At 59.6% G+C, this 12,761-nt stretch carries 11 protein-coding genes; 10 read left to right on the forward strand and 1 reads right to left on the reverse strand.

Features of this window, described 5'->3' with window-relative positions:
- Positions 1-132: IS3 family transposase (locus tag B9Z52_RS16465; protein ID WP_146182808.1), on the forward strand; the 132-nt coding region annotated here is incomplete at its 5' end.
- A gap of 71 nt (positions 133-203) precedes the next feature.
- Here B9Z52_RS16465 and ompA read toward each other — a convergent pair.
- Complete coding sequence (ompA, locus tag B9Z52_RS16470; protein ID WP_108414942.1) at positions 204-848, reverse strand: outer membrane protein OmpA; 645 nt, start codon at positions 846-848, stop codon at positions 204-206.
- A gap of 234 nt (positions 849-1,082) precedes the next feature.
- Between ompA and gyrA the strand changes: the two genes are divergently transcribed.
- The 9 genes from gyrA to lapB all read left to right on the forward strand — a co-directional run bounded on the left by gyrA (position 1,083) and on the right by lapB (position 12,658).
- Complete coding sequence (gene gyrA / locus B9Z52_RS16475) at positions 1,083-3,734, forward strand: DNA gyrase subunit A (protein WP_108414943.1); 2,652 nt, start codon at positions 1,083-1,085, stop codon at positions 3,732-3,734.
- Between the two features lie 3 nt (positions 3,735-3,737).
- Positions 3,738-4,844 (forward strand): 3-phosphoserine/phosphohydroxythreonine transaminase, encoded by a 1,107-nt coding sequence (gene serC / locus B9Z52_RS16480; RefSeq protein WP_108414944.1) that lies wholly within the window; start codon positions 3,738-3,740, stop codon positions 4,842-4,844.
- Positions 4,845-4,857: 13 nt separating this feature from the next.
- Positions 4,858-5,958, forward strand: coding sequence for a prephenate dehydratase (pheA, locus tag B9Z52_RS16485; RefSeq protein ID WP_108414945.1), 1,101 nt, complete (start codon positions 4,858-4,860; stop codon positions 5,956-5,958).
- Positions 5,955-6,851, forward strand: coding sequence for a prephenate dehydrogenase/arogenate dehydrogenase family protein (locus B9Z52_RS16490; RefSeq protein WP_108414946.1), 897 nt, complete (start codon positions 5,955-5,957; stop codon positions 6,849-6,851). Before pheA ends, B9Z52_RS16490 begins: the two co-directional genes overlap by 4 nt.
- A gap of 3 nt (positions 6,852-6,854) precedes the next feature.
- Positions 6,855-8,849, forward strand: a complete 1,995-nt coding sequence (locus B9Z52_RS16495; protein WP_108414947.1) for a bifunctional 3-phosphoshikimate 1-carboxyvinyltransferase/cytidylate kinase — start codon at positions 6,855-6,857, stop codon at positions 8,847-8,849.
- Between the two features lie 203 nt (positions 8,850-9,052).
- Positions 9,053-10,732, forward strand: coding sequence for a 30S ribosomal protein S1 (rpsA, locus tag B9Z52_RS16500; protein ID WP_108414948.1), 1,680 nt, complete (start codon positions 9,053-9,055; stop codon positions 10,730-10,732).
- A gap of 106 nt (positions 10,733-10,838) precedes the next feature.
- Positions 10,839-11,150 carry an integration host factor subunit beta gene (locus B9Z52_RS16505; RefSeq protein WP_108414949.1) on the forward strand — a complete coding sequence of 104 codons (312 nt, stop codon included), beginning with the start codon at positions 10,839-10,841 and terminating at the stop codon, positions 11,148-11,150.
- Positions 11,151-11,226: 76 nt separating this feature from the next.
- Positions 11,227-11,514 carry a lipopolysaccharide assembly LapA domain-containing protein gene (locus B9Z52_RS16510; protein ID WP_108414950.1) on the forward strand — a complete coding sequence of 96 codons (288 nt, stop codon included), beginning with the start codon at positions 11,227-11,229 and terminating at the stop codon, positions 11,512-11,514.
- A complete protein-coding gene (gene lapB / locus B9Z52_RS16515; protein ID WP_108414951.1) occupies positions 11,504-12,658 on the forward strand; it encodes a lipopolysaccharide assembly protein LapB in 1,155 nt (384 codons plus the stop codon). Before B9Z52_RS16510 ends, lapB begins: the two co-directional genes overlap by 11 nt.
- The last annotated feature ends 103 nt before the right edge of the window (positions 12,659-12,761 follow it).

Raw genomic sequence — 12,761 nt, forward strand, 5'->3', positions numbered from 1 at the left:
AAATTCGAGAATGTGAAAGAGCTTGAGATGGGCTTGAAGGAGTACATCCACTACTACAACAACGATCGGATCAAGATCAAACTAAAAGGGCTGAGTCCTGTGCAGTACAGAACTCAGCCCTCTATGGCCTAATCAGCTTTTTAAACCGTCCAACTTATTGGGGTCAGTTCATTGCTGGGGCTTTTTGGAATCCTTCAAAAGGATTATTGTGCGGCGCGCGTACCGACCACTTCGATTTCCACGCGGCGGTTTTTAGCACGGCCGGCAGAAGTCTTGTTGTCAGCAACGGGCTGCTTCTCGCCTTTGCCTTCGGTGTAAACGCGGTTTTTCTCGATGCCTTTGGACACCAAGTAAGCCTTCACAGCGTCAGCGCGCTTGACAGACAACTTCTGGTTGTAGCTGTCACCGCCCACGGAGTCTGTGTGACCCACAGCGATGATGACTTCGAGGTTGATGCCCTTGACTTTGCCGACCAGATCGTCCAACTTGGCTTTGCCTTCTTTCTTCAACACAGCTTTGTCGAAGTCAAAGAACGCGTCAGCGGCGTAAGTGACTTTGGTTGCAGCAGCTGGTGCCGGTGCTGGTGCTGGTGCTGGAGCAGCTTTAGGCTCTGGGGCAGCCACTGGTGCTGGTGCTGGAGCAGCTTTAGGAGCCACGATGGCACCGTCGCAACCAGCAGCAGCAGTTGCAGGCGTCCAGGAAACATCGCGCCAGCAGAGTTCTTGATTGGCGCTTTTCCAAATCAAGTCGCCGGAGCCGTTACGCCAGTTGTCAACCGATTGCGCGCCAGCGGCCGTTGCGAGAGCTGCGGCTGCAAACATCATTGCCACTTTGTTGAGTTTCTTCATGGTCTTCCTCTTAGGGATTAAGCCGCAGACTCGCTGCGAAAAAAGAACGTTACAGATGACCGTCACCTGTAGCGCTGACATTTATTGTGCCATAGACATTCGTGGGTACCGTTAATTGGCCGATGGCCCTGACAACCTATTACAAATTTGGAAACAAAGTTGTTGCATTTTTGCGACACCCTATTGCACCTAAAATCGTGGGTCCAAATCGCGTCACCCATCACTCTTCTATATATGACCCAGTTCGCTAAAGAAACACTGCCCATCAGTCTGGAAGAGGAAATGCGGCGCAGCTACCTCGATTACGCCATGAGCGTGATCGTCGGTCGCGCCCTGCCCGATGCCCGTGACGGCTTGAAGCCCGTGCACCGCCGCGCCCTGTTCGCGATGCATGAGTTGAACAACGACTGGAACCGCCCCTACAAAAAGTCTGCCCGTATCGTCGGTGACGTGATCGGTAAGTACCACCCGCACGGTGACCAGTCGGTTTACGACACCATCGTGCGCATGGCACAAGACTTTTCCATGCGCCACATGCTGGTGGACGGCCAAGGCAACTTCGGTTCGGTCGACGGCGACAATGCGGCGGCGATGCGTTACACCGAAATTCGCTTGGCCAAGATCGCGCACGAGATGCTGGGCGACATCGACAAGGAAACCGTCGACTTCGGCCCCAACTACGACGGCTCGGAAAAAGAACCCCTGGTACTGCCCTCGCGCATTCCCAATTTGCTGATCAACGGCTCGGGCGGTATTGCCGTGGGCATGGCCACCAACATCCCGCCTCACAACTTGAACGAGGTGGTAGACGCTTGCCTGCATTTGTTGCGCAACCCGGAAGCGTCGATTGACGAGTTGATGGAGATCATCCCGGCGCCAGACTTTCCGACCGCCGGCATCATTTATGGCATCACAGGCGTCAAGGACGGCTACCGCACAGGCCGTGGCCGCGTGGTCATGCGCGCCAAGTGCCACTTTGAAGACATCGACAAGGGCCAGCGCCAGTCCATCATCGTGGACGAGCTGCCCTACCAGGTCAACAAAAAGTCCTTGCTCGAGCGCATCGCCGAGTTGGTGCATGAAAAGAAAATTGAAGGCATCAGCCACATCCAAGACGAGTCCGACAAGTCCGGCATGCGCGTGGTGATTGAGCTCAAGCGCGGCGAAGTGCCCGAAGTGGTGCTGAACAACCTGTACAAGCAGACCCAGCTGCAGGACACCTTCGGCATGAACATGGTCGCCTTGATCGACGGCCAGCCCAAGCTGTGCAACCTGAAAGACCTCATCCAAGTCTTCTTGCAGCACCGCCGCGAAGTCGTCACACGCCGCACCGTGTTCGAGCTGCGCAAAGCGCGTGACCGTGGCCACGTGCTCGAAGGTCTGGCCGTGGCGCTCGCCAACATCGATGACTTCATCGCCATCATCCGCAATGCACCGACGCCACCTGTGGCCAAAGCCGAGCTCATGACACGCGCCTGGGACAGCCAGATGGTGCGCACCATGCTGACTCGTGCCCGCGACGATGGCTCGACCATCAACGCTGACGATTACCGCCCAGAAGGTCTAGAGCGCGAATACGGTCTGGGCCAAGATGGCCTGTACCGACTGTCCGACACGCAAGCGCAAGAAATTTTGCAAATGCGTCTGCAACGCCTGACCGGTCTGGAACAAGACAAGATCGTGGCGGAATACAAAGAAGTCATGTCGGTCATCGAAGACCTGCTGGACATTCTGGCCAAACCCGAACGCGTCTCGACCATCATTGGTGACGAGCTGGGCACTGTGCGCCAGGAATTCGGCCAAACCAAAGTCGGCGCACGTCGCAGCGAAATTGAGCACAGCGCACAAGACCTCTCCACCGAAGACCTGATCACGCCCACCGACATGGTGGTGACTTTGTCGCACAGCGGCTACATCAAGAGCCAGCCCTTGTCTGAATACCGCGCACAAAAGCGTGGTGGTCGCGGCAAACAAGCAGCGGCCACCAAAGAAGACGACTGGATCGACCAGCTGTTCATTGCCAACACGCACGACTATTTGTTGTGCTTCTCCAACCGTGGCCGCCTTTACTGGCTCAAGGTCTGGGAAGTGCCTGCGGGCTCTCGCGGCTCACGTGGTCGCCCCATCGTGAACATGTTCCCTTTGCAAGAAGGCGAAAAAATCAACGTGGTGCTGGCCCTGACAGGCGAAGCCCGCACTTTCCCCGAAGACCGTTATGTGTTCATGGGCACCTCCATGGGCACGGTGAAGAAGACTTCGTTGGACGAATTCAGCAACCCGCGCAAGGGTGGCATCATCGCCGTCAACCTGGACGATGGGGACTTCCTGATCGGTGCAGCCTTGACCGACGGAAAACACGATGTGATGCTGTTCAGCGACGGCGGCAAGGCCGTGCGCTTTGATGAAAACGATGTGCGTCCTCTGGGCCGCAGCGCCCGTGGCGTGCGCGGCATGATGATCGAAGAAGGTCAAAGCGTGATCGCCATGCTGGTGGCCGAAGACGAAACGCAAAGCGTGCTCACGGCCACCGAAAACGGCTACGGCAAGCGCACGTCCATCGTTGAATACACACGCCACGGCCGTGGCACCAAGGGCATGATCGCCATCCAGCAATCCGAGCGCAATGGCAAAGTCGTGGCCGCCACCTTGGTGCATGCCGATGACGAGATCATGCTGATCACCGACACCGGCGTGCTGGTGCGCACCCGAGTGGCTGAGATCCGCGAACTGGGCCGCGCCACACAAGGCGTGACACTGATCAATCTGGACGAAGGCGCCAAGCTCAGCGGTTTGCAACGCATCGTGGAAAACGATGCCAATGCGAACGACACCGAAGCCGACGCTGAAGAAGGCACCACGGACAACAACACACCTGCAGCGGAATAAGGCATGAGTCGAGCTTTCAATTTCTCGGCCGGCCCGGCCGTCATGCCCGAAGAGGTCTTGCAACAAGCTGCAGCCGAAATGCTCGACTGGCATGATGCACAAGGCCGCTCCTCTGGCATGAGCGTGATGGAGATGAGCCACCGCGGCAAGGAGTTCATCAGCATCTGCGAGCAGGCCGAGTCTGACCTGCGCGAATTGCTGGCCGTGCCTGCGAACTTCAAGATCCTGTTCATGCAAGGCGGCGGCTTGGCTGAGAACGCCATCGTGCCGATGAACCTGTCTCAAGGTGGCGCGGTCGATTTCGTCTTAACCGGCAGCTGGAGTCAGAAGTCGCAAAAAGAAGCCGTCAGATACGCCACATCGCGAGTGGCTGCATCGGCACAGGCCGATGGGTTCACCTCGGTGCCCTCGCCCGCAACTTGGAACCTCGGCGCTGACAGCAAATATGTGCACATCTGCAGCAACGAAACCATCCACGGTGTGGAGTTCCAGGAACTGCCTGATCTCAAAGCCTTGGGCTGCAACGCCCCGCTGGTGGTCGACTTTTCTTCCCATGTGGCCTCACGCCCGGTCGATTGGTCACGCGTGGGCTTGGCCTTTGGTGGTGCGCAAAAAAACCTCGGACCGGCTGGTTTGACCCTGGTCATCGTGCGCGAAGACCTGATCGGCCGTGCCCTGCCCCATTGCCCCAGTGCCTTTGACTACAAGCTGGTGGCCGACAACCAGTCCATGTACAACACCCCGCCGACCTACAGCATTTACATCGCGGGCCTGGTGTTCCAGTGGCTCAAAAAGCATGGCGGCATCGCGGCCATGGAACAGCGCAACATCGCCAAAGCCCAGCTGCTGTACGACTGCCTGGACAACTCGGCGCTGTATGTCAACAAAGTCGACAAGGCCTGCCGCTCGCGCATGAACGTGCCCTTCTTCTTGCGTGACGAATCGCGCAACGACGCTTTTTTGGCCGGTGCCAAGGCACGCGGCCTGCTGCAGCTCAAGGGCCACAAGTCGGTCGGCGGCATGCGCGCCAGCATTTACAACGCCATGCCTTTGGCGGGCGTGCAGGCGCTGGTGGACTACCTGCGCGAATTCGAAAAAACACAGGCTTAAAGCCCTCAGGACCATGAGCCAACAACCTATCCAGTCTGAAGCGCTGGGCGCCTTGCGGGTGCAGATCGACTCGCTGGACAAGCAACTGCTGCAACTGCTGAACGACCGCGCCAAAGTGGCCGAGCAAGTCGGTGAAATCAAACGCGCCGAAGGCTCGCCCTTTTTCCGCCCTGACCGCGTAGCCCAAGTGATCGACAAGATCACCCAGGCCAACCCCGGCCCGCTCAAGAACGAACACATCGCCTCCATTTGGCGCGAGATCATGTCGGCCTGCCTGGCCCTCGAAGCCCCGCAACGCGTGGCGGTGCTTGGGCCCCAAGGCACATTCTGCGAGCAAGCCGCCATCGAGTTTTTCGGCAGCGCCGCCAACCTGATTTACTGCGCCAACTTCGACGAAGTCTTCCACGCCACCGCTGCGGGCACGGCCCAGTATGGCGTGGTCGGCATGGAAAACTCGACCGAAGGCGTGGTGGCCCGCTCGCTCGATTTGTTCTTGCGCTCGCCTGTGCATGTGGTGGGTGAAGTCAGCTTGCAGGTGCGCTTCAATCTGCTGCGCCAGCTCAACTCGGACGCAGGCATCGAGGTGGTCATGGCCCACCCCCAGGCGCTGGCTCAGTGCCAGGGCTGGCTGTCCAAGCACCTGCCGCATGTAGAGCGGCGCGCCGTCTCGAGCAATGCCGAAGGCGCTCGCCTGGCCGCATCCAACCCCGCTTGGGCAGCCTTGGCCAGCGAACGTGCCGCCAGCCAGTTTGGCCTGCACATCGTGCACCACGCCATCCAGGACGAAGCCTTCAACCGCACCCGCTTCGCCGTGATTGCCTTGCCGCAAACGCTGGCCACCCCACCCGCCTCGGGCAAAGACTGCACCAGCCTCGTGGTGTCGGTGCCCAACCGCCCGGGCGCCGTGCACGATCTGTTGGTGCCACTCAAAAACAACGGCGTGTCCATGACCCGCTTTGAGTCGCGCCCCGCCAAATCGGGCCAGTGGGAGTATTACTTCTACATCGATTTGCAAGGCCACATCAGCGAACCCCATGTGGCGGCGGCCCTGCAAGAGCTGCAGGGTCTGTGCGCCTTCTACAAGGTCCTGGGTTCATACCCCGTCTCAGAATGAGTTTCCAGCGGCTTGCCTTGATCGGCTGCGGCCTGATGGGCGGCTCGTTTGCGCTCGCTTTGCGCGAAGCCGGTTTGGTGCAAAGCATCGCTGGCTTCAGTGCATCAGAAAGAACCCGCCAACGCGCCCTTGAACTGAAGGTCATCGATCAGGCCTGCGCCAGCGTGGCCGAGGCCGTGCAAGGCGCAGACTTGGTGCTGCTGGCCGTGCCCGTGGGCGCGATGCACAGCAGCTTTGCCGCCATGCGCGACGTACTGGCACCAAGTGCCTTGCTGATGGATGTGGGCTCCACAAAATGCGATGTGATCGCCGCAGCACTTGCCTCCTTGGGCGACCGCCTGAGCTGCTTCGTGCCCACCCACCCGATTGCAGGCAAAGAGGTCGCGGGCATCGAACACGCAGAAAGCGCGCTGTACAAAGAACGCCGCACCATCCTCACGCCGCTGCCCAAAACCAGCATCCACCGCATGCAAGCCGCGCACGATGTGTGGACCGCCATCGGCAGCCACGTGAGCACCATGACGCCCGAGGCGCACGACGCCACCTTTGCAGCTGTGAGTCACCTGCCGCACATGCTGGCTTTTGCCGCTGTGAACGCTTTGACGACCCAATCACAAGGAGCTGCGTTTTTGGAAATGGCAGGTCCGGGTTTCAGAGACTTCTCGCGCATTGCCGCCTCAGATGCATCGGTGTGGCGCGACATTTTGAGCGCCAACAAAGCCGAAGTGCTCACGCAAGTGGCGCACTTTCGCACAGCCCTCGACCAATTTGAAAACACCTTGAAGCAAGGCGACACCGCCGCGCTGCAACACCTGATTCAACAAGCCAGCGATGTGCGCTCGGCCTGGACGCTGCAAGCGGGCAACGCTTGCAACAAAGCCTCTGAAGACTGACCCATGTTCTCCACCGCCTTCCTCGACCTTCCTGCGCTGCAAGGCGCGTCTGGCACCGTCACCTTGCCCGGCTCCAAAAGCATCTCCAACCGCGTGCTGCTGCTCTCGGCGCTGTGCCAAGGCACGACCGTGGTGCACGACCTGCTGGACTCGGACGACACCCGTGTGATGCTGGCGGCGCTGCGCCAACTGGGCTGCGGCGTTCTTGTCGATGGCACCACGGTGACCATCACCGGCCTGGGCGGCCACGCCTGGCCCACTGAGGCGATTGAGTTTTTCATGGGCAACGCAGGCACCGCCATGCGCCCGCTCACCGCCGCGCTGGCCGTGCAGGGCGGCGACTTCACCCTCAAAGGCGTGCCCCGCATGCACGAGCGGCCGATTGGCGACCTGGTGGACGCGCTGCGCGAACTGGGCTGCGCCATCGACTACCTGGGCAATGAGGGCTACCCGCCGCTGCACATTGGCCAGCCGAAACTGCAACTGGACAAACCCATCCCTGTGCGCGGCGATGTGTCCAGCCAATTCCTCACCGCTTTGCTGATGGCGCTGCCCTTGGCGGCTCAAGACCGCGCCATCACCATCGAGGTGGTGGGCGAACTCATCAGCAAGCCCTACATTGAGATCACGCTCAACCTGCTGGCCCGTTACGGCATTGCTGTGGAACGCCACGGCTGGGACCGCTTTGTCATCCCAGCGGGCAGCCGCTACCAGTCGCCCGGCACAATCCACGTCGAAGCCGACGCGTCTTCGGCCAGCTATTTCATCGCGTTGGGCACCATTGCCAACGGTGACGGCATCCGCATCCAAGGCGTGGGCGCCGACTCGATCCAGGGTGACATCCGCTTCATGGACGCCGCAGCACAGATGGGCGCCAAAATCACCAGTGGCCCCAACTGGCTCGAAATCCAGCGCGGTGCCTGGCCGCTGAAAGGCATCACGCTCGACTGCAACCACATCCCCGACGCCGCCATGACGCTGGCCGTGATGGCGCTGTATGCCGACGGCCCCACCACGCTGCGCAACATCGCCAGCTGGCGCGTCAAGGAAACCGACCGCATCGTGGCCATGGCCACCGAAAGCCGCAAGCTCGGTGCCACCGTCGAAGAAGGCCCGGACTGGATCACCATCCACCCCTTGCCCCACGGCCAGTGGCAACGCGCCAGCATCCACACTTACGACGACCACCGCGTGGCCATGTGCTTCTCGCTCGCGGCCTTCAACGCCGACCAGGTCCCGGTGCGCATCGAAGACCCCAAGTGCGTGGCCAAGACCTTCCCCGATTACTTCGAGGCCCTGTTCTCGGTGGCGCACACCGCAGCCTCCAACATCCCGGTCATCTGCATCGACGGCCCCACCGCCTCGGGCAAGGGCACGCTGGCCAGCCGCGTGGCGGCACAACTGGGCTACCACTACCTGGACTCGGGCGCGCTCTACCGCGTGACCGCCCATGCCGCATTGCAAGCAGGCCTGACGCTGGAAGCCGCCGACGAAGCCAAGATCGCCGAGCTCGCCCGCCACCTGCCCGTGCGCTTTGAAGGCGAGCAAGTGCTGCTCAGCAACGTGGACGTGACCGATGCCATCCGCAGCGAACAAGGCGGCATGAACGCCTCCAAAGTTTCGGTCTTGCCTGCCGTGCGAGAGGCGCTGATCGACTTGCAGCACAGTTTTCAGCGTTTACCTGGCCTCTTGGCCGACGGCCGCGACATGGGCACCGTGATCTTCCCGAACGCCCCTTTGAAGGTGTTTTTGACCGCCAGCGCGGCCCAAAGGGCCGAAAGACGGCATAAGCAGTTGATTTCTAAGGGTTTTTCGGCTAATATCGACAGTCTTCGCGCTGACTTGGAAGCGCGCGATGCCCGGGACATGTCCCGCAGCGTTGCGCCTTTGCAGCCCGCGCAAGATGCCTTGCAACTGGACAACTCGTCCTTGTCCATCGAAGCCTCGGTGGATCAGGTCCTGAACTGGTGGCAAGGCAGGCAGGTTTTTGGCGCATGACTTTGTGCCAAGCTCAGGCCAACAGCCTGCATTGCGCAGGCTGATTTTCGGGTTCCACGTCGCTCCCCTCGTGCAGCTTGCACACCGGCTTCGTGGATTTTGCCAACCAACTGCGGTTCACACCGCCAACCAACCGCCACAGTCAGCTCCTGGAAACGACGCATTCCGCGCTCGTCAGTCCTGTTTGTGGATGAGGAAATCACATGTCTGAATCTTTTGCCGCCCTCTTTGAGGAATCCCTGCAACGTACCGAAATGCGCCCTGGTGAAGTCATCACCGCTGAAGTGGTGCGCATCGAACACAACTTCGTGGTCGTCAACGCCGGTCTCAAGTCCGAGTCCTACGTGCCCCTCGAAGAGTTCAAGAACGACCAGGGTGAAGTCGAAGTCCAGGTCGGCGACTTTGTCTCGGTGGCCATCGGCTCCATCGAAAACGGTTACGGCGACACCATCTTGTCGCGCGACACCGCCAAGCGTTTGGCTTCTTGGATGTCTTTGGAAAAAGCCCTGGAATCCGGCGAGTTCGTCACTGGCGTGACCAGCGGCAAAGTCAAGGGTGGCCTGACCGTGTTGGTCAACGGCATCCGTGCTTTCTTGCCCGGCTCTTTGGTCGACACACGTCCTACCAAAGACCTGTCACCCTATGAGAACAAGACCTTGGAATTCAAGGTCATCAAGCTCGACCGCAAGCGCAACAACGTCGTGCTGTCACGCCGCGCTGTGGTGGAAGCCTCCATGGGCGAAGAGCGCGCCAAACTGATGGAAACCCTGCGCGAAGGCTCCATCGTCAATGGCGTGGTCAAGAACATCACCGAATACGGTGCGTTCGTGGACCTGGGCGGCATCGACGGTTTGTTGCACATCACCGACATGGCATGGCGCCGTGTCCGTCACCCTTCCGAAGTGGTCACTGCTGGTCAAGAAATCACCGCCAAGATCCTCAAGTTCGACACCGAGAAAAACCGCGTGTCCTTGGGTCTGAAGCAAATGGGCGACGACCCATGGATGGGCGTGAACCGCCGCTACCCACAAGGCACCCGCATGTTCGGCAAGATCACCAACATCGCCGACTACGGCGCGTTTGTGGAACTCGAGCCAGGCATCGAAGGCTTGGTGCACGTGTCTGAAATGGACTGGACCAACAAGAACGTGGCCCCATCCAAGATCGTTGCTTTGGGCGACGAAGTCGAAGTCATGGTCCTCGAGATCGACGAAGACAAGCGCCGCATCAGCTTGGGCATGAAGCAGTGCCGTGCCAACCCATGGCAAGAGTTTGCTCAAAACACCAAGCGCGGCGACCGCGTCAAGGGCCCGATCAAGTCGATCACCGACTTCGGTGTGTTCGTGGGCTTGGCTGCCGGCATCGACGGCCTGGTGCACTTGTCTGACCTGTCTTGGAACGAGTCTGGCGAGAACGCCGTGCGCGAATTCAAGAAGGGTCAAGAAGTCGAGGCTTTGGTCTTGGCTGTGGACGTGGACCGCGAGCGCATCAGCTTGGGCATCAAACAGCTCGACTCCGATCCTTTCACCACCTTCACCTCCATCAACGACAAAGGCCAGACCGTCACCGGCAAGGTCAAGACCGTGGATGCCAAGGGCGCTGAAATCGACCTGGGCGAAGACATCGTGGGCTACCTGCGCGTGTCCGAAATCTCGCGTGACCGCGTCGAAGACGCCAGCCACGTGCTGAAAGTCGGCGACGAAGTGACCGCTGTCGTGGTGAACGTGGATCGCAAGACACGCAACATCCAGTTGTCGATCAAAGCCAAAGACCAAGCTGACCAGCAAGAAGCCATGGCTTCGCTGTCGCAACAGTCTTCGCGTGAAAACGCTGGCACCACCAGCCTGGGCGCATTGCTGCGCGCCAAATTGGACAACAACTGATCGTTGTTGAACTGAATGGCAGCTGCCGTCTGAAAAGCCTGCCCCTGTGATGGGGGCAGGCTTTTTTCAAGCCTGTTACAAATGACTTGAATACAAGTAAAACTCCATGACACGCTCTGATCTGGTTGAAGAATTGGCGGCGCGCTTTGCGCAGTTGACCCACCGCGACGCTGAACTGGCCGTCAAAACGGTGCTGGATGCCATGAGCGAAGCCTTGGTCCGAGGACATCGCATCGAAATCCGCGGCTTTGGCAGCTTTTCGATCAACCGCAGACCGCCTCGTATCGGGCGTAACCCTCGCTCGGGAGAAAGCGTGCAGATCCCTGAAAAAAGAGTTCCACATTTCAAACCAGGTAAAGCTTTGCGTGAAGCAGTGGATGCTGGCACAGCTCTTGCCAACGTCAAGACCCACGCCTGATCGGTTGGCCCACACACACAACACGCATCGCAGGGAAAGCCGCCGTTAGAATGTTCGCAGCACCTCGAGGTTCTTCATGAAGCGACTACTTCGGCTGTTTCAGTGGGTACTGAAAGCAGCGGTTTTTTTCACCCTGTTCGCGTTTGCGCTGAACAACCAGCAAGAAACTCGCGTGAATTTCTTTTTTGGCACGTTCTGGCAAGCGCCCACTGTATTGGTGGTGCTGTCGGCATTCACGTTGGGTATGGTCATCGGCGTACTGGGCATGGTGCCCCGCTGGTGGCGTCATCGCCAAGCGATCCAACAACATGTCAAACCACCAGCCGTGATGAACCCGATACCCGAGACTCCGCATGGAATTTGATCTGACCTGGATTTTGCTGGGCTTGCCCATGGCCTTTGGCCTGGGTTGGGTGGCCTCTCGTCTGGACCTGCGAGAACTGCGCATCGCCAACCGCCAAGCCCCTCGCGCATATTTCAAAGGCCTGAACTTCCTGCTCAACGAACAGCAAGACCAAGCCATCGACGCCTTCATCGAAGCTGTTCAGAACGATCCGGACACCTCCGAATTGCACTTTGCATTGGGCAACCTGTTTCGCCGCCGCGGCGAATACGATCGTGCCGTTCGCGTGCACGAGCACTTGCTTTCCCGTGCGGATCTGAGCACCACAGATCGCCAGCGTGCTCAGCACGGTTTGGCTCTCGATTATCTGAAAGCCGGTTTACTCGACCGCGCCGAAGAAGCCCTGCGCAAATTGGAAGGCACACATCACGAAGGTCAGGCTCGACTGGCTCGGCTGGCCATTTACGAACGTTCACGCGAGTGGCCTGAAGCCACACTGGTGGCCCAACTCCTTGAAAAATCGGGGGAAGCCAACTTCAGCGTGCGAATGGCGCATTACCAATGCGAACAAGCCCGAGAGGCGGTGCAACAAGGCGACTCGGCCAAAGCCCTGCAAATGCTGCAGCGCGCCGTCCTCGATTCGCCCGATGCACCCCGTCCGCGGATTTTGTTGGGTCAACTGCAATTGGCCCAAGGCCAGGCCCATGCGGCGGTTGAAACACTGAAGGCGCTGTTCGAAAAAGCAGACGCTGCAGCCCCCTTGGCGGCCGCCAGTCTGGCCAAAGCGGCCCAGACAGCGAATTTGACCGCGACCGCATTCCATGTGCTGGAGGCCCATTACGCCAAACAACCTTGTATCGATGTGCTCGAAGCCATGGCCAGCCTGGACGCTGCGGAACCCGACGGTCAAGCCGCTTCGCACCAGCGTTACCTGGACCATCTTCAAAAACAACCGTCTTTGATGGCGGCCTCGCGCTGGCTCAATGGGCAAGCGCAACAAGATCCTTTGCCTGCGCCCGTTCAGAAAGCACTGGAGCAAGCCACACGCCCATTGGCCCGCTACCGCTGCGCGGCCTGCGGCTTTGAAGCCAAAGAACACTTCTGGCATTGCCCGGGTTGCCAGGCCTGGGACAGCTACCCGCCACGCCGCGTCGAAGAACTTTGAACGCCGCCTGAAACATCTCGTTTCAAGCGAGGTGCTTTAAGCCTTTACCCACCGCCGCCCCGGCCAGACAATTTCGCTTTCCGGCAAACATCGGGTTCACCGG

The sequence above is a fragment of the Limnohabitans sp. Jir72 genome (genome assembly GCF_003063575.1).
Lineage (GTDB): Bacteria > Pseudomonadota > Gammaproteobacteria > Burkholderiales > Burkholderiaceae_C > Limnohabitans_A.

Excerpts from the sequence above, each read along its gene's own strand:
- B9Z52_RS16505 (WP_108414949.1), top strand. The coding sequence starts at position 10,839 with ATGACACGCTCTGATCTGGTTGAAGAATTGGCGGCGCGCTTTGCGCAG.
- B9Z52_RS16510 (WP_108414950.1), top strand. The coding sequence starts at position 11,227 with ATGAAGCGACTACTTCGGCTGTTTCAGTGGGTACTGAAAGCAGCGGTT.
- B9Z52_RS16490 (WP_108414946.1), top strand. The coding sequence starts at position 5,955 with ATGAGTTTCCAGCGGCTTGCCTTGATCGGCTGCGGCCTGATGGGCGGC.
- B9Z52_RS16495 (WP_108414947.1), top strand. The coding sequence starts at position 6,855 with ATGTTCTCCACCGCCTTCCTCGACCTTCCTGCGCTGCAAGGCGCGTCT.
- pheA (WP_108414945.1), top strand. The coding sequence starts at position 4,858 with ATGAGCCAACAACCTATCCAGTCTGAAGCGCTGGGCGCCTTGCGGGTG.
- gyrA (WP_108414943.1), top strand. The coding sequence starts at position 1,083 with ATGACCCAGTTCGCTAAAGAAACACTGCCCATCAGTCTGGAAGAGGAA.
- serC (WP_108414944.1), top strand. The coding sequence starts at position 3,738 with ATGAGTCGAGCTTTCAATTTCTCGGCCGGCCCGGCCGTCATGCCCGAA.
- ompA (WP_108414942.1), bottom strand. The coding sequence starts at position 848 with ATGAAGAAACTCAACAAAGTGGCAATGATGTTTGCAGCCGCAGCTCTC.
- rpsA (WP_108414948.1), top strand. The coding sequence starts at position 9,053 with ATGTCTGAATCTTTTGCCGCCCTCTTTGAGGAATCCCTGCAACGTACC.
- lapB (WP_108414951.1), top strand. The coding sequence starts at position 11,504 with ATGGAATTTGATCTGACCTGGATTTTGCTGGGCTTGCCCATGGCCTTT.